This window comes from Burkholderia sp. BE17, from assembly GCF_009362305.1.
In the GTDB taxonomy this organism is placed as follows: Bacteria; Pseudomonadota; Gammaproteobacteria; order Burkholderiales; family Burkholderiaceae; genus Burkholderia; species Burkholderia pyrrocinia_C.
Window position 1 is genome coordinate 100957 of sequence record NZ_WHNU01000029.1, and the last position, 17528, is coordinate 118484.

12 protein-coding genes are annotated in these 17528 nt (G+C 69.3%); 8 read left to right on the forward strand and 4 right to left on the reverse strand.

Going from position 1 to position 17528, the window contains the following annotated elements; translation table 11 throughout:
* Positions 1–340 precede the first annotated feature (340 nt).
* Positions 341–4273: a trifunctional transcriptional regulator/proline dehydrogenase/L-glutamate gamma-semialdehyde dehydrogenase gene (gene putA, locus GD429_RS24090; protein WP_152860560.1), complete on the forward strand. Its 3933-nt coding sequence runs from the start codon at positions 341–343 to the stop codon at positions 4271–4273.
* 83 nt (positions 4274–4356) lie between these two features.
* Positions 4357–5496 (forward strand): branched-chain amino acid ABC transporter substrate-binding protein, encoded by a 1140-nt coding sequence (locus GD429_RS24095; RefSeq protein ID WP_034183844.1) that lies wholly within the window; start codon positions 4357–4359, stop codon positions 5494–5496.
* Between the two features lie 107 nt (positions 5497–5603).
* Here the strand turns inward: GD429_RS24095 and GD429_RS24100 are convergent, their stop codons facing one another.
* Positions 5604–7112: a class I adenylate-forming enzyme family protein gene (locus GD429_RS24100; protein WP_152860562.1), complete on the reverse strand. Its 1509-nt coding sequence runs from the start codon at positions 7110–7112 to the stop codon at positions 5604–5606.
* 51 nt (positions 7113–7163) lie between these two features.
* Positions 7164–8816, reverse strand: coding sequence for an acyl-CoA dehydrogenase family protein (locus GD429_RS24105; RefSeq protein ID WP_152860564.1), 1653 nt, complete (start codon positions 8814–8816; stop codon positions 7164–7166).
* Positions 8817–8937: 121 nt separating this feature from the next.
* Here GD429_RS24105 and GD429_RS24110 point away from each other — a divergent pair, with 121 nt between their 5' ends.
* The 4 genes from GD429_RS24110 (at position 8938) to GD429_RS24125 (ending at position 13259) form a co-directional block, all read left to right on the forward strand.
* On the forward strand, positions 8938–9606 hold the full coding sequence (locus GD429_RS24110; protein WP_152860566.1) for a TetR/AcrR family transcriptional regulator: 669 nt from the start codon (positions 8938–8940) through the stop codon (positions 9604–9606).
* Positions 9607–9817: 211 nt separating this feature from the next.
* Positions 9818–10972 (forward strand): pyridoxal phosphate-dependent aminotransferase, encoded by a 1155-nt coding sequence (locus GD429_RS24115; protein ID WP_152860568.1) that lies wholly within the window; start codon positions 9818–9820, stop codon positions 10970–10972.
* A gap of 52 nt (positions 10973–11024) precedes the next feature.
* The gene (locus GD429_RS24120) at positions 11025–11813 is read left to right on the forward strand and encodes an ABC transporter substrate-binding protein (protein WP_034188156.1); all 789 of its coding nucleotides are present in this window, start codon (positions 11025–11027) and stop codon (positions 11811–11813) included.
* Between the two features lie 15 nt (positions 11814–11828).
* Positions 11829–13259, forward strand: coding sequence for an FAD-binding oxidoreductase (locus GD429_RS24125; protein WP_152860570.1), 1431 nt, complete (start codon positions 11829–11831; stop codon positions 13257–13259).
* Between the two features lie 45 nt (positions 13260–13304).
* On the opposite strand, the gene GD429_RS24130 is transcribed toward GD429_RS24125, so the two are convergent.
* Positions 13305–13877, reverse strand: coding sequence for a PadR family transcriptional regulator (locus GD429_RS24130; protein ID WP_152860572.1), 573 nt, complete (start codon positions 13875–13877; stop codon positions 13305–13307).
* Positions 13878–13945: 68 nt separating this feature from the next.
* Positions 13946–14377 (reverse strand): Cd(II)/Pb(II)-responsive transcriptional regulator, encoded by a 432-nt coding sequence (cadR, locus tag GD429_RS24135; RefSeq protein ID WP_152860574.1) that lies wholly within the window; start codon positions 14375–14377, stop codon positions 13946–13948.
* Between the two features lie 81 nt (positions 14378–14458).
* Between cadR and GD429_RS24140 the strand changes: the two genes are divergently transcribed.
* Both GD429_RS24140 and GD429_RS24145 read left to right on the forward strand, forming a co-directional pair.
* Positions 14459–17071 carry a heavy metal translocating P-type ATPase gene (locus tag GD429_RS24140; protein ID WP_152860576.1) on the forward strand — a complete coding sequence of 871 codons (2613 nt, stop codon included), beginning with the start codon at positions 14459–14461 and terminating at the stop codon, positions 17069–17071.
* Positions 17072–17081: 10 nt separating this feature from the next.
* Positions 17082–17462: a zinc ribbon domain-containing protein gene (locus GD429_RS24145; protein ID WP_152860578.1), complete on the forward strand. Its 381-nt coding sequence runs from the start codon at positions 17082–17084 to the stop codon at positions 17460–17462.
* Positions 17463–17528: the final 66 nt, after the last annotated feature.

Below are 17528 nucleotides of genomic sequence, written 5' to 3' on the forward strand. Positions count from 1 at the left end.
ATTGAAGCCCGGGCCGCCGGGCACCTCCGAACCGACCCGCGTCGCGCGCTCATGCGCCGGCGATACCCTCGCCGCCACACCCAGTGCAACCCGTTTTCGTCCGCTTCCGTATGCGCCGGCGGTTGCACACGCATGTCGAATCGGCTCGATCAGGGAAAACACCGATCCTCCGACCACGGGCAACCCCTAGGTTGCAACCTTCTAAGTGGCTGATTATATTGACTAACCAAAGGGTGCAACCCATCTCTCAATTTGGTTGCACCTTTTTATTGCGTGCCGTAGGATTTCGCGCATCCTCTCACACCACATTGCCGGGCCCGCACCGGCGCACGAACCCACCATGGCAAGCACGACTCTCGGCGTCAAAGTCGACGACCTTCTCCGCTCGCGCCTCAAGGACGCAGCCGCGCGTCTCGAGCGCACTCCCCACTGGCTGATCAAGCAGGCGATCTTCGCGTATCTCGAGCGGATCGAGCACGGCCAGCTGCCGCCCGAGCTGTCGGGCCACAGCGGCGTCACGGAGCTCGCCGACGGTCAGGCCGCGGACGGCGACGACGACAACTCGCCGCATCCGTTCCTCGAGTTCGCGCAGAACGTGCAGCCGCAATCGGTGCTGCGCGCGGCGATCACCGCCGCGTACCGCCGCCCCGAGCCGGAATGCGTGCCGTTCCTGCTCGGCCAGGCGCGCCTGCCCGCGAACCTGCAGGCGGACGTGCAGGCGCTCGCGACGAAGCTCGTCGAGGCGCTGCGCGAGAAGAGCTCGGGCGGTGGCGTCGAAGGGCTGATCCACGAGTTCTCGCTGTCGAGCCAGGAAGGCGTCGCGCTGATGTGCCTCGCCGAAGCGCTGCTGCGTATTCCCGATCGCGCGACGCGCGATGCGCTGATCCGCGACAAGATCAGCAAGGGCGACTGGCGCTCGCACGTCGGCCACGCGCCGTCGCTGTTCGTGAACGCGGCGACCTGGGGGCTGATGATCACCGGCAAGCTCGTGACGACCAACAGCGAAGCGGGCCTGTCGTCGGCGCTCACGCGCCTGATCGGCCGCGGCGGCGAGCCGCTGATCCGCAAGGGCGTCGACATGGCGATGCGCCTGATGGGCGAGCAGTTCGTCACCGGCGAGACGATCTCCGAAGCGCTGGCGAACAGCCGCAAGTACGAAGCGCGCGGCTTTCGCTACTCGTACGACATGCTCGGCGAAGCGGCGACGACCGAAGAGGACGCGCAGCGCTACTACGCGTCGTACGAACAGGCGATCCACGCGATCGGCAAGGCGGCCGGCGGCCGCGGCATCTACGAAGGCCCGGGCATCTCGATCAAGCTGTCGGCGCTGCACGCGCGCTACTCGCGCTCGCAGCAGGACCGCACGATGAGCGAGCTGCTGCCGCGCGTGCGCGCGCTCGCGCTGCTCGCGCGCCGCTACGACATCGGCCTGAACATCGACGCGGAAGAAGCCGACCGCCTCGAACTGTCGCTCGACCTGCTCGAGGCGCTGTGCTTCGATCCGGATCTCGCGGGCTGGAACGGCATCGGCTTCGTCGTGCAGGGCTACCAGAAGCGCTGCCCGTTCGTGATCGACTACCTGATCGATCTCGCGCGCCGCAGCCGGCACCGCCTGATGATCCGCCTCGTGAAGGGCGCGTACTGGGATAGCGAGATCAAGCGCGCGCAGGTCGACGGCCTCGAAGGCTATCCGGTCTACACGCGCAAGATCTACACCGACGTGTCGTACCTCGCGTGCGCGAAGAAGCTGCTCGCGGCACCGGACGCCGTCTACCCGCAGTTCGCGACGCACAACGCGTACACGCTGGCCGCGATCTACCAGCTCGCGGGCCAGAACTACTACCCGGGCCAGTACGAATTCCAGTGCCTGCACGGGATGGGCGAGCCGCTGTACGAGGAAGTCACGGGCCGCGACAAGCTGAATCGTCCGTGCCGCGTGTACGCGCCGGTCGGCACGCACGAGACGCTGCTCGCGTACCTGGTGCGCCGCCTGCTCGAGAACGGCGCGAACACGTCGTTCGTGAACCGCATCGCCGACAAGACCGTGGCGGTGAAGGAGCTGGTCGCCGATCCGGTCGATGAAGCGATGAAGGTCGTGCCGCTCGGCGCGCCGCACGCGAAGATCCCGCTGCCGCGCAACCTGTACGGCGACGAGCGTCCCAATTCGATGGGCCTCGACCTGTCGAACGAACATCGTCTCGCGTCGCTGTCGTCCGCGCTGCTCGCGAGCGCGCATTTCCCGTGGCGCGCGGCGCCGATGCTCGCCGACGACGCGCTTGCCGACGCGCCGGCCCGCGACGTGCGCAACCCGGCCGACCAGCGCGACACGGTCGGCACGGTCAGCGAAGCGACGGCCGAACACGTGAGCGCGGCGCTCGCGCATGCGGTGGCCGCCGCGCCGATCTGGCAGGCGACGCCGGTCGACGCGCGTGCCGATTGCCTGGTGCGCGCAGCCGACCTACTCGAAGCGCAGATGCACACGCTGATGGGCCTGATCGTGCGCGAAGCCGGCAAGTCGCTGCCGAACGCGATCGCCGAGATCCGCGAAGCGGTCGACTTCCTGCGCTACTACGCCGCGCAGATCCGCGACGAGTTCTCGAACGACACGCATCGCCCGCTCGGCCCCGTGGTCTGCATCAGCCCGTGGAACTTCCCGCTCGCGATCTTCATGGGCCAGGTGGCCGCGGCGCTCGCAGCCGGCAACACGGTGCTCGCGAAGCCGGCCGAGCAGACGCCGCTGATCGCCGCGCAAGCCGTGCGCCTGCTGCGCGAGGCCGGCGTGCCGGCCGGCGCGGTGCAACTGCTGCCGGGCGACGGCGAGACCGTCGGCGCGGCGCTGGTCGCCGATCCGCGCACGCGTGCGGTGATGTTCACGGGCTCCACCGAAGTCGCGCGTTTGATCAACAAGACGCTCGCCGCACGCCTCGACCCGGACGGCAAGCCGATCCCGCTGATCGCGGAAACGGGCGGCCAGAACGCGATGATCGTCGATTCGTCGGCGCTCGCGGAGCAGGTCGTCGCGGACGTGATGCAGTCGTCGTTCGATTCGGCCGGTCAACGGTGTTCGGCGCTGCGCGTTCTGTGTCTGCAGGACGACGTCGCGGACCGCACGCTGACGATGCTGAAGGGCGCGATGCACGAGCTCGCGCTCGGCAACCCCGACCGTCTGTCGACGGACGTCGGCCCGGTGATCGACGGCGAAGCGAAGCAGACGATCGATACGCACGTCGCGGCGATGAAGGACAAGGGCCACGCGGTCACGCAGCTGCCGGCGCCCGATGCGTGCGCGCACGGCACGTTCGTGCCGCCGACGCTGATCGAGATCGGCAGCATCGACGAGCTCAAGCGTGAAGTGTTCGGCCCCGTGCTGCACGTCGTGCGCTACCGCCGCAACCAGCTCGACAAGCTGCTCGAGCAGATCCGCGCGACGGGTTACGGCCTGACGCTCGGCATCCACACGCGGATCGACGAGACGATCGCGCACGTGATCTCGAACGCGCACGTCGGCAACATCTACGTGAACCGCAACGTGATCGGCGCGGTGGTCGGCGTGCAGCCGTTCGGCGGCGAAGGGCTGTCGGGCACGGGCCCGAAGGCCGGCGGCGCGCTTTACCTGCAGCGCCTGCTCGCGACGCGTCCGTCGGGCCTGCCGCGTTCGCTCGCGCAGACGCTGGTGGCGGACGGCGCAGTAGAAGGCGACGCACGCGGCAACCCGGCGGCGGCGCTGACGACGCTGCGCGACTGGCTGATCGAGCAGCGCGAACCGGCGCTGGCGGCGCGTTGCGACGGTTATCTCGCGCAGGTGCCGGCCGGTGCGACCGCGGTGCTGACCGGCCCGACGGGCGAACGAAACACGTATACACTCGGCCCGCGCGGCACGGTGCTGTGTGTCGCGGCGACGCCGGGCGGCGCGCGCGCGCAGTTCGCGGCGGTGCTGGCGACGGGCAACCGCGCGTTGTTCGCCGGCGCGGCCGGCGAGGCGCTCGTCGCCGCGCTGCCGGCGTCGCTGAAGCCGCACGCGGCCGTGCGCAAGCAGGCCGACGCGGCGTTCGACGCGGTGCTTTTCGAAGGCGACAGCGACGAACTGCAGACGCTCGTGAAGGACGTCGCGCAGCGGCCGGGCCCGATCGTGTCGGTGCAGGGCGTGTCGGTGGGTGCGTTCGAGAGCGGCGACTCGGAAGACTACGCGCTCGAGCGGCTGCTGACCGAGCGCTCGGTGAGCGTGAATACGGCCGCGGCGGGCGGCAATGCGAATTTGATGACGATCGGCTGATCATCCTTGCCGTTCGGATCAAACAAAGAAGCGGCAAGGCGATCCCGAAGCCGCTTCATTTACCCTGGTACCAAGGAGATGCTATGCAACACACGATGAAAAAGGTGGCAGGCGCGACGTTCGTCGCGGTCATGTCGCTGGCGGGGACGGCCCATGCGGATGACGTGAAGATCGGTTACGCAGGGCCGATGACGGGCGCGCAGGCGCACTACGGCAAGGATATGCAGAACGGGATCGTGCTCGCGCTGGAAGACTTCAACGCGACGAACCCGAAGATCGGCGGCAAGCCGGTGAAGTTCGTGCTCAGCACGCAGGACGACCAGGCTGACCCGCGCACGGGTACGACGGTCGCGCAGAAGCTCGTCGACGACGGCATCAAGGGCATGCTCGGCCACTTCAACTCGGGCACGACGATCCCGGCATCGCGCATCTACGCGAACGCGGGCATTCCGGAAATCGCGATGGCGACGGCGCCGGAATACACGCAGCAAGGTTACAAGACGACCTTCCGCATGATGACGTCCGACACGCAGCAGGGCTCGGTGGCCGGCGCGTTCGCGTCGAAGGATCTCGGCATGAAGAAGATCGCGATCGTCGACGACCGCACGGCCTACGGCCAGGGTCTCGCCGACCAGTTCGAGAAGGCCGCGAAGGCCGGCGGCGCGACGATCGTCGACCGCGAATTCACGAACGACAAGGCTGTCGACTTCAAGGCGATCCTGACCAAGCTGAAGGCGGCGAAGCCGGACCTCGTCTACTACGGCGGCGCGGATTCGCAGGCAGCGCCGATGGTCAAGCAGATGAAGGCGCTCGGCATCGCGGCACCGCTGATGAGCGGCGAAATGGTGAAGACGCCGACGTTCCTGAAGATCGCGGGCAACGCATCGGAAGGCACGATCGCTTCGCTGGCGGGCCTCCCGCTCGAAGAGATGCCTGGCGGCAAGGCCTACGCCGACAAGTACAAGAAGCGCTTCGGCGAAGAAGTGCAGACCTACTCGCCGTACGCCTACGACGGCGCGATGGCGATGCTCAACGCGATGAAGAAGGCCGATTCGACCGATCCGGCGAAGTACCTGCCGGTGCTCGCGAAGAGCGACATGGCGGGTGTCACGTCGACGCACGTCGCGTATGACGCGAAGGGCGACCTGAAGAACGGCGGCATCACGATGTACAAGGTCGAGAAGGGCGAGTGGAAGCCGCTGAAGAGCATCGGCGGCAAGTAAGCAGCCTGTGACTCGCGGGCGGCGGCGAAGGTCGCTGCCCGGCCGATCATGCGAAAAAGCCACCGGGCCGTCGGGCCTGGTGGCTTTTTTGTCGACGTGAGCAGGCGCTATTCCTTGCGCACGCGCAGCAGGAATTTCTGCAGCTTGCCGGTCGGCGTGCGCGGCAGCGCCTGCGCGAACGCGAACTCGCGCGGGATCTTGTACGCGGCGAGCCGCTCGCCGCAGAACGCGCGCAGCGCGTCCGCGTCGGGCACGGCGCCCGCGCGGATCACGACGTGCGCGACGACCGTCTCGCCCCAGTCCGGATGCGGGACGCCGACGACGGCCGCCTCGGCGATGTCCGGGTGCGCGCCGAGCACGTCCTCCACTTCCTTCGAATAGACGTTCTCGCCGCCGGTCACGATCATGTCCTTCAGCCGGTCGACGATGAACAGGTAGCCATCCTGATCGATTCGCGCGACGTCGCCGGTGCGATACCAGCCGCCCGGCGCGAACGCGGCGCGCGTCGCGGCCGCGTCGTCGAGATAACCGAGCATCATGCTGTCGGCCTTCAGCCAGATCTCGCCGGTCTCGCCCGGCTGCGCATCGATGCCGTCCATCCGCACGACGCGCAGGTCGACGCCCGGGCCGCCGTGGCGGCCGATCGAACCGGCCTTCGCGATCTGCTCGTCCGGATACAGCGTCGTGCCGGCCGGCCCCGTTTCCGTCATCCCGAACACCTGGAAGAACGCGTCGCTGCGATACGCGCGTGCGAGCCGTTCGGCCTGCGCGGCGCCGATCGGGCCGCCGCCGTACAGCCATGCGCGCACGCTCGACAGGTCGAACGCCGCGAAGCCGTCGATCGTGTCGAGCGGCAGCGTGTACGACACCGGCGCGCCGAAATACAGCGTCACGCGCTCGCGCTCGACGGCCTGCAGGAAGCGCAGCGGATGGTATTCGCGCAGCAGCACGACGGTGCCGCCCGCGACCAGCGTGCCGCCGAACCAGTTGTTGAGCGGCGACGAATGCCAGATCGGCATCGCCATCAGCGTGCGCTCGTTGCGGCCGATGCCGATCGCGAGCGCCGCCGACATCGCCGCGAGCGTCACGGTGCGGTGGCTGTGCACGCAGCCTTTCGGGCGGCCGGTCGTGCCGGACGTGTAGAGGATCTGTGCGATGTCGCCGTCGGCCGGTTCGATGCCCGCGACGCCGTCCATCGTTGCGCACATCGTGTCGAAGCACGGCACGCCGTCGAGCTCGCCTTCGGTCACGAGCTGCCGCGCCGGATGAACGATGCGTTCGACCACCGGCGCGAGCGCCACGTCGAACAGGAGCGCCTTGCTGCGGCTGTGTTCGAGCACGTAGTCGACTTCCGGCGCCTGCAGCTTGTGGTTGACCGGTACGAACGTCGCGCCGAGCCGCCACACCCCGAACATCAGGTCGACGAAGGCCGGCGTGTTGAAGCACATCGCGGCGACGCGGTCGCCGGCCGCGATGCCGAGTGCGCTCAGCACGGCCGCCGCGCGGTGCGAGCGCTCGCGCGCGGCGGCATAGGTGATCGTCGCGGATTCGCTGACGAGGAACGGCTTGTCGGGCGTCGCGCGGGCGGCGCGATCGAGGGCGGCGACGAGGTTCATCAGGGCTCCGGGCGGGGCGAACGAAGGCGAACTCAGGTGAACGAACCGGCGTCAGGCCGGGTACGCGCGCTGCAGCAGCGCGGCGACGTCGATCGCGAGCGGATCGAAGCCGCCCGCGATGCGGCCCCAGTCGGGCGCGGCGAGCCGCGTCGCGACGAACGCGTCGGCGACGGCCGCCGGTGCATCGCGGCGCAGCAGGCACGCCTGCGCGACGATCGCGAGCCGCTGCGCGAATACGCGGCCCGACGCCTCGAGCGTGTCGGCCGGCGCGGCGAGCATCGCGCGCAGCGCGTCGAGCGCAGCGCGGATGCGCGGTTCGCCCGCACCGAGGTCGGTGAGTTCGGCGAACAGCGCGGCGGCCGCGTCGGGCTCGCGCGACACCGCGCGCAGCACGTCGAGGCACATCACGTTGCCCGAGCCTTCCCAGATCGAGTTGACGGGCGCCTCGCGGAACAGCCGCGCGATCGGGCCGTCGTCGACATAACCGTTGCCGCCGAACACTTCCATCACCTCGCCGGTCAGTTCGACCGCGCGCTTGCAGACCCAGAATTTCGCGGCGGGCGTGACGATCCGCTTCCACGCGCGCTCGAGCGGCGAGTCGTCGCGCTCGAACGCGTCGGCGAGACGCATCGCGAGCGCGAGGGCCGCCTCGCTTTCGAGCGCGAGATCGGCGAGCACGGTGCGCATCAGCGGTTGCTCGGCGAGCGCGCGGCCGAACGCGTGGCGCTGGCGCGTGTACGCGATCGCCTGCACGACGCCCTGGCGCAGCATCGCCGCGCTGCCGAGCACGCAGTTCAGCCGCGTGTAGGTGGCCATCTCGATGATGGTCGGAATGCCGCGGCCTTCGTCGCCGAGCATGATGCCCCACGCGTCGTTCAGCTCGATCTCGCTGCTCGAGTTGCTGCGGTTGCCGACCTTGTTCTTCAGCCGCTGGATCTCGACCGCGTTCTTCGTGCCGTCCGGCCGCCAGCGCGGCACGTAGAAGCACGACGGGCTGCCGCCTTCGGTGTGCGCGACGACGAGGTGCGCATCGCACATCGGCGCGGAGAAGAACCACTTGTGGCCGCGCAGCAGGTATTCGCCGCCGCGCCCGCCCGCGCCGACGGGCGTGGCGAGCGTCGTGTTCGCGCGCACGTCGGAGCCGCCCTGTTTCTCGGTCATCCCCATGCCGAACCAGATCGAGCGCTTGTCGGCGACCGGCACGTCGCGCGGATCGTAGTCGTCGCTGTAGAGCTTGTCGCGCAGCAGGTTCCACAGCGCGGGCTCCTTCTGCAGCACGGGAATCGCGGCCTGCGTCATCGTTGCCGGGCACAGCGTGCCGGCCTCGATCTGGCCGTGCAGGTAGAAGCCGGCCGCGGTTGCGGCCCAGCGGCCGCGGCGCGTATCGCGGAACGCGAGCGACACGAAGCCTTCGTGGCGGTACTGGCCGAGCAGCGTGTGCCACGCCGGGTGGAAATCGACGCGGTCGATGCGCCGGCCGCGCCGGTCGAACGTGTGCAGTTCCGGCGGGTGCTGGTTCGCTTCGTCGGCGAGTTGCGCGGTGTCGGCGCTGCCGAGCCGCGCGCCGTACGCGTCGAGCTGCGGCACGGCCCAGTCGGCGCCCGCGCGGGCGAGCGCGTCGCGCAGCGCGACGTCCGTTGCGAAGAGGTTATAGTCGACCAGTTCGTCGAACTGGTTCGTGACGGCGTGAGTCGATTCGGTCATCGAGATTGTCTCCGGTCTCATGCTTCGCGGGCGGCCGGCGTCGTCCGACACGGGTGGCGCTTCGGCGCAGGTTCCGGCTCCCGGTAAAACGCATTCCCTGCTGAATTCCAGAGTAGCAAATATGCCGCCGCGACATGTTCAGGTTCCGGCGCCGCCCGGCCAGCCGGCGGCGCAACCCGCGCCCGCGTTGCGCCGCCGGCCGCGCCAGTCGCGCGCACAGGCGAGCTCCGACGCGCTGCAGCAGGCGTTCGTTCAGCTTTTGCTCGAACGCGGCTACGCGAAGGCGACGATCCGCGAGATCGCGGCCGTCGCGGGCGTCAGCATCGGCACCTTCTACGAGTATTTCGGCGACAAGCAGAGCCTCGGGGCGCTCTGCATCCACCGGCACGTGCTGGCGATGGCCGACCGGCTGCGCGATGTGGCGCAGCAGCTGCGCGGCGCGCCGCGGGCCGAACTCGCCGTGGCGCTCGTCGATCAGCAGGTCGACGCGATCGGCGCCGACGCGGCGCTGTGGAGTGCACTCTTCGCGCTGGAGCGGCAGGTGTCGCCGCTCGCCGCATACCGCCGGCATTACGACGCGTATGTCGCACTGTGGCGCGACGCGCTCGCGCACGCGGCCGATCCGCCGCCGGCCGCGCGGCTCGACGGGCTCGCAAGGATGGCGCATACCGTCTGCTACGGCGGCCTCTCGCAGGCGTTGCTGACGCTCGGGCCCGTGCTCGACTTCGCCGCGCTGCGCGGCGAGCTGCGGGCCGTGCTGCTCGCGTATCTGGCGGCGGCGGACGCGTAGCATCCCTTACGGGTAATGCCTGATTCGCATATCGGGCCGGCAGCTTGGCCTTGCCGCTGCGTGCTTCACACTGCGAGCCATGAGGAAAATGCATGGCCTCCATGACGAACTTTCGATTGTCCGCCGATATTGGCTGGGGCTAAATCATGCGGCAGATGCAGGGCCGCGCGCGTTGCGCGGGCCAGCCCGAAGGACATCAGAAGGAGGATTCATGCGAAGCGCCACCGCGCCCCGTTCGAAACTGCCCGACGTCGGCACGACGATCTTCACGGTGATCGGCCAGCTTGCCGCGCAACACGATGCGTTGAACCTGTCGCAGGGCGCGCCGAATTTCGCGCCCGATCCGGCGCTCGTCGAAGGCGTCGCGCGCGCGATGCGCGACGGGCACAACCAATACTCGCCGATGGCCGGCGTGATGGCGCTGCGTGAGCGGCTCGCCGAAAAGACCGAGGCGCTGTACGGCGCGCGCTACGACCCGGCGACCGAGATCACGGTGATCGCGAGCGCGAGCGAAGGGCTGTACGCGGCGATCAGCGCGCTCGTGCATCCGGGCGACGAGGTGATCTATTTCGAGCCGTCGTTCGACAGCTATGCGCCGATCGTGCGGCTGCAGGGCGCGACGCCGGTCGCGATCAAGCTGTCGCCCGAGCATTTCCGCGTGAACTGGGACGAGGTGGCTGCCGCGATCACGCCGCGCACGCGAATGATCATCGTGAACACGCCGCACAACCCGACCGCGACGGTGTTCTCCGCCGACGATCTCGAGCGGCTCGCGCAGCTCACGCGCGACACCGGCATCGTGATCCTGTCCGACGAGGTCTACGAGCATGTGGTATTCGACGGAGCGCTGCACCAGAGCGTGGCGCGCCATCGCGAGCTGGCCGAGCGCAGCGTGATCGTGTCGTCGTTCGGCAAGTCGTTCCACGTGACCGGCTGGCGGGTCGGTCACTGCCTGGCGCCGGCCGAGCTGATGGACGAGATCCGCAAGGTGCACCAGTTCATGGTGTTCGCGGCCGACACGCCGATGCAGGTCGCGTTCGCGGAGATCCTCGCGCGGCCGGACAGCTATCTCGGCCTGTCGGCGTTCTACCAGGCCAAGCGCGACCTGCTCGCGCGCGAACTGGCCGATTCGCGTTTCGAGCTGCTGCCGAGCGAAGGCTCGTTCTTCATGCTCGCGCGCTTCCGGCACTTCTCGGACGAAAGCGACAGCGATTTCGTGCTGCGCCTGATCCGCGACGCGCGCGTCGCGACGATTCCGCTGTCGGCGTTCTATACCGACGGCACCGACGCCGGCGTGATCCGGCTCAGTTTTTCGAAGGACGACGCGACGCTGGTCGAAGGCGCGCGGCGGCTGCGTTCGCTGTAAGTAAGGAAACCGGCGACGAGGACGTCGCATCGACCAGACCCAGGAGATCACGATGAAGCACACGGCAACCCTGAAACTCGCATTCGCACTCGCGTGCGCAATCGGCTCCGGCGCGGCGCTCGCCGACGCGCAGACGCTGCGCTTCGGCCTTGAGGCGCAATACCCGCCGTTCGAATCGAAAGCGCCGAACGGCGACCTGCAGGGCTTCGACATCGACGTCGGCAATGCCGTCTGCCAGACGGCGAAGCTGTCGTGCAAATGGGTCGAGACGTCATTCGACGGCCTGATTCCCGCGCTGAAGGGCCGCAAGTTCGACGCGATCAACTCGGCGATGAACGCGACCGAGCAGCGACGCCAGGCGATCGACTTCACGACGATCATCTATCGCGTGCCGACCCAGCTGATCGCGCGCACCGGCAGCGGCCTGCTGCCGACGCCCGAATCGCTGAAGGGCAAGCGCGTCGGCGTGCTGCAGGCGTCGATCCAGGAAACCTTCGCGAAGGCGCACTGGGAACCGGCCGGCGTCGCGGTCGTCGCATACCAGGATCAGAACCAGGCGTATGCGGACCTCGTGGCGGGTCGCCTCGACGCGACGCTGGTGCTCGCACCGTCCGGGCAGCGCGGCTTCCTGTCGCGCCCGGACGGCAAGGGCTTCTCGTTCGTCGGCCAGCCTGTGCACGACGACCGGATTCTCGGCAGCGGCATCGCCTTCGGCCTGCGCAAGGGCGACGACGCGCTGAAGGCGAAGCTCGACGCGGCGATCGACAAGCTGAAGGCGGACGGCACGGTGAAGTCGCTCGGCCTGAAGTATTTCGGCGATATCGACATCTCGACGAAGTAAGCCGGGGCGCGCGCGATGCAGAACCCGAACCCGGCCGCCGCGGGCGGCGAACAGGGCGGCGCGCCGCTGTCGGACGATGCGCTCGATGCCGTGCTCGTCGCCGAACTGGGCGACGCGCTCGTCACGCGCGCGGCCGACATCGATCCGCGCTACTTCACCGCGTACAACGAGCCGGCCGGCGTGCGGCCGCGTGCGCTGGTGCGCCCCCGCAGCGTCGACGACGTGTCGCGTACGCTCGCGCTGTGTACGCGGCTCGGGCAGCCGGTCGTGCCGCAAGGCGGGCTGACGGGGCTCGCACGCGGCGCGGTCGCGCTCGGCGGTGAGGTCGTGCTGTCGATGGAACGCTTCGCGGGCATCGAAGCGCTCGACGCGGCGGCCGGCACGATGACCGTGCGCGCCGGGACGCCGCTGCAGACGGTGCAGGAAGCCGCGGAAGCGGCGGGCTTCACGTTCGGCGTCGATCTCGGTGCGCGCGGCTCGTGCCAGATCGGCGGCATGCTCGCGACCAATGCGGGCGGCACGCGCGCGATCCGCTACGGGATGATGCGCGAGCAGGTGCTCGGGCTCGAGGCCGTGCTCGCGGACGGCACGGTCGTGTCGTCGATGAACCGCATGCTGAAGAACAACGCGGGCTACGACCTGAAGCAGCTGTTCATCGGCAGCGAGGGGACGCTCGGCGTCGTCACGCGCGCCGTGCTGCGGCTGCACCCGTTGCTCGCCGCGCCGGCCACCGCACTCTGCCGCGTGCGCGACTACGACGCGGTGGTCGGCTTGTGGAACCGAATGCGCACGCTGCCGGAGGTCGTCAGCTTCGAGGCGATGTGGCCGGCGTTCTACGACTACGTCGCGCGTCACACGCCGGGCGTCGCCGCGCCGTTCGCGGGCGACGGCGGTTTCGCGGTGCTGATCGAATGTGCGACGAGCGCGCCGGGCGGCGATGCGCATCAAGCGCTGGAAACCGGCCTCGCGGCGGGGATCGACGCAGGGCTCGTGGACGATGCGGTGCTCGCGACGTCGGAGCGGCAGGCGCGCGACCTGTGGACGCTGCGCGAAGGCCTCGCGATCGATGCGCTGCCGCAGCTCGTCAACTTCGACGTGAGTTTGCCGACGGGCGAGCTCGGCGCGTTCGCCGAGCGTTGCGAGGCGGCGTTGCGCTCGCGCTGGCCGGCGCTCACGTGCCTGTTCTTCGGTCATGTCGGCGACGGCAACGTGCATATCGGCGTGTCGCTGGCCGGGATGACCGACGCGGACGCCGACGCGCTCGATCACTGCGTGTACGCGGTGGTGCGGGACATGGGCGGCTCGGTGTCGGCCGAGCACGGGATCGGGGTGCTCAAGCGTCCCTATCTCGCGCACACGCGCAGCGATGCTGAAATCGGGCTGATGCGGCGCCTGAAGGTCGCGCTGGACCCGCGCGGCATCCTGAATCCCGGCAAGGTGCTTTGACAGGGGCGATTGCCGTTGTCAGCGGGAATCGGCCTTCGTGACTTGTCAGCCGTCCACCCAGCGCAGCGCGCCGATCTTCAGGTGTTCGACGACGCTGCGCGCCCAGTCGAGCTCCGCATTCAGCAGCACGAGCGCGTGTTCGTTCTGCAACAGGAACAGGCGCGGCACCTGGTCGGCCTGCGCGGCGTTGCGCAGCGCTTCCAGACGCTGGCGCTCGGCGTCGAGCCGGGCGATTCGAAGTTCGAGCTGGTGCCGCGCATCGTCGGCATCGAGCAGCGGCAGGAACGCGAGGCCGGCGCCGAACACCGGATATTCGCGCGCGGGTTCCGCGAGCAGCGCATGCAGCCACGCCTGGCCGGCCGTGTGCCCGGCTTCGGTCAGCGCATACAGCGTGCGCTCGGGGAAAGCTCCGTCGCGCTCGGTGTCGTGCACGGCGATCAGGCCGTCGCGCAGCAGCCGGTCGATCGTCTGGTAGAGGCTCGTGCGCTGCCGCACGTTGACGACTTCGTCGTGCCCGCGGGCCTTCAATTGCTGCAGCATCCCGTACGGATGCATCGGCGTTTCGGTGAGCGTCGCGAGGACGGCCAGCGCGAGCGGGGACGGACGGCTCGTTGACATGAATAGTTGTGACATATCTAGTAAAAATATGACTATTCTCAACCAGACTATCTTATTTCACAAGGGTTTCAGCCTAGGTGCGAGCGCTTCGCGGCCGGCGCGACGGTTTCCATCGTCGCGAGACCGTGCACGATCCCGCAATCCTCGACCGAATGTTCGCCGACACACTGGCGGCGCAATTCGGTGAGCTGGTCGCGCAGATGCGTGAGTTCCGCGAGGCGCGCGTCGACGTGTCCGATGTGGTCGTCGAGCAGCGAATTGATCGAATCGCAGCGGTCGGCCGGCGTATCGGTGAGCTGCAGCAGCGTGCGAATCTCGTCGTGCGCCATGTCGAGCGCGCGGCAGTTGCGGATGAAGCGCAGCCGTTCCACGTGCACGTCGGTGTAGTTGCGGTAGTTCGCGTCGGTGCGCTCCGCATCCGGCATCAGCCCCTCTTTTTCGTAGAAACGGATCGTCTCGGGCGTGCAGCGGGCCGCTTTGGCCAGTTCGCCAATCTTCATGCCTTTCTCCCGTGTAAGGGTTGACCTTGTAGTGGCTTCAGGGTGTTAACTCTACACCGTCAAGCCACAAAGGAGGTTGTCATGACCGACGCCCAGCGTACCCACGACCCACGACACCGCCATGCCGGCGGCGCCGATACGTGCTGCGCCGACGCGCGCGACACGCACGCGGCGACCGTTGCCAACGCGGCGCCGGCGGCCGGCGAGCACGCGCACGGCGACGCCGCATCGCGCGGCCACGACCATGATCACGGCCACGGCGGCGGTGAGGGGCACGATCACGACCATGTGCACGGCGACGCGCATCGGCACGGTGCCGCGTGTTCGCACGACGATGCTGCGCACGGCGATGCGGGCCACGATCATGACCATGCGCACGGCGACGCGCATGTACACGGCGCGGCGTGCTCGCACGACCACACCGCGCACGACGGCGCGGACCACGACCACGACCACGACCACGACCACGACCACGACCACGCGGCCGGCGACTGCTGCGCGCCTGCCGCGCTGACGCTCGCGCCGCTGCCGGTCGCGCAGGCGACCGCGTCGGGCCACGTGCGCTCCGCGTTCCGGATCATGCAGATGGACTGCCCGACCGAGGAAACGCTGATCCGCAAGAAGCTCGGCGGGATGAGCGAAGTGTCGGCGCTCGAATTCAACCTGATGCAGCGGATGCTGACCGTCGAGCACGTGCCGGGCGCCCAGCCGGCGATCGAAAGCGCGATCCGCACGCTCGGGATGACGCCCGAGGCAGCATCGGCCGGCGCGCCGGCGGCGCGCGTCGCCGACGCGCCCGCGAAGCCGTGGTGGCCGCTGGCGCTGGCGGGCGTCGCCGCGATCGCATCCGAGGGCGCGACCTGGGCCGGCCTGCCCGTGTGGCTGTCGGCGGCGCTCGCGCTCGCGGCGGTGCTCGCGTGCGGGCTCACCACGTACAAGAAGGGCTGGATCGCGATTCGCAACGGCAACCTGAACATCAACGCACTGATGAGCATCGCGGTGACGGGCGCGATGGCGATCGGCCAGTGGCCGGAAGCCGCGATGGTGATGGTGCTGTTCACGATCGCCGAGCTGATCGAGGCGAAGTCGCTCGACCGCGCGCGCAATGCGATCCAGGGCCTGATGCAGCTCGCGCCGGACACCGCGACCGTGCAGGATGCCGACGGGTCGTGGCGCACCATCGAGGCCGCGCAGGTCGCGCTCGGCGCGGTCGTGCGCGTGAAGCCGGGCGAGCGGATCGGGCTGGACGGCGCAGTCGTCGCGGGCCGCTCGACGGTCAACCAGGCGCCGATCACCGGCGAGAGCCTGCCCGTCGAAAAGACGGCCGGCGACGCCGTGTACGCGGGCACGATCAACGAATCGGGTTCGTTCGAATACCGCGTGACGGCCGTCGCGGCCAACTCGACGCTCGCGCGGATCATCCACGCGGTCGAGGAGGCGCAGGGCGCGAAGGCGCCGACGCAGCGCTTCGTCGACCAGTTCGCGCGCGTCTACACGCCGATCGTGTTCGCGGTCGCGCTGCTGGTCGCGGTGGTGCCGCCGCTCGTGATGGGCGGCGCGTGGCACGACTGGATCTACCGCGCACTGGTGCTGCTCGTGATCGCGTGCCCGTGCGCACTGGTGATCTCGACGCCGGTGACGATCGTGTCGGGGCTCGCGGCCGCCGCGCGGCGCGGGATTCTCGTGAAGGGCGGCGTCTATCTGGAAGAAGGGCGCAAGCTCGCGTGGCTCGCACTCGACAAGACCGGCACGATCACCCACGGCAAGCCGGTGCAGACCGACTTCGACGTGCATGCGACGGACGTCGATGCCGAGCGTGTCCGGCACCTCGGTGCGAGCCTTGCCGCGCGCTCGGATCACCCGGTGTCGCAGGCGATCGCAGCCGCGGCGCGCGAGGCCGGAACGGGCGCATTCGCCGATGTGCAGGACTTCGAAGCGCTGGTTGGGCGCGGCGTGCGCGGCACGATCGACGGCGCGCGCTACTGGCTCGGCAACCACCGGCTCGTCGAGGAACTCGAGCGCTGCTCGCCGGCCCTCGAAACGAAGCTCGATGCGCTCGAGCGGCAGGGCAAGAGCGTCGTGGTGCTGGTCGACGACGCGCGCGTGCTCGGCATCTTCGCGGTGGCCGACACGATCAAGGACACGAGCCGCGACGCGATCGCCGACCTGCACGCGCTCGGCATCCGCACCGCGATGCTGACGGGCGACAACCCGCACACCGCGCAAGCCATCGCGCAGCAGGCCGGCATCGACGACGCGCGCGGCAACCAGTTGCCCGAAGACAAGCTCGCGGCGGTCGAGGAACTGTCGGCCGGCGGCGCGGGCGCGGTCGGGATGGTCGGCGACGGGATCAACGACGCGCCGGCGCTCGCGCGCGCCGACATCGGTTTCGCGATGGGCGCGATGGGCACCGACACGGCGATCGAGACGGCCGACGTCGCGCTGATGGACGACGACCTGCGCAAGATTCCCGCGTTCGTGCGGCTGTCGCGTGCGACGCACCGCGTGCTGGTGCAGAACATCGGCTTCGCGCTGGGCGTGAAGATCGTGTTCCTCGGCCTCACGGTCGCGGGGCTCGGCACGATGTGGATGGCGGTATTCGCGGACGCGGGCGCGAGCCTGATCGTCGTCGCCAACGGCTTGCGGCTGCTGTCGTCCTCCGGGGCGTTCGGCGGCGCGCAGGCCACGCGTTGAGGGGCGTGCGATGAGTTTTCTGAAACGGATCCTGGGTGGACACGGTGGCGGGCACGGCAACGGGCACGGCAATGGGCACGGCAATGGGCACGGCAACAGCAGTAGCGGTGGCGGGCATCACGGCGGGCAGCGCCGGGACGGGGACGGCGGCCACGATGCGCGCGGCCGCGATCGTCACGGCTGGGGCTGGCAGGCGCCGGCCGATGGCCAAGGCGGCAACGTGCCGCTGAGCCAGCTCGCCTGCGCAGGTTGCGGCGCGCTCAACGCGGCGGATGCGCGCTTCTGCGCGCAGTGCGGTACGGCGCAACGCGGCAGGGCTTGCAGCCGCTGCCACGCGGCGCTGGCTGCCGATGCGCGCTTCTGCCCGGGCTGCGGGACACAGGCCGGCTAACGCGCAATCGCCGGTCTGGTTGCCCGCATCGGAATCGCCGCCGACGGCATGGCCCCTGGAACGGGC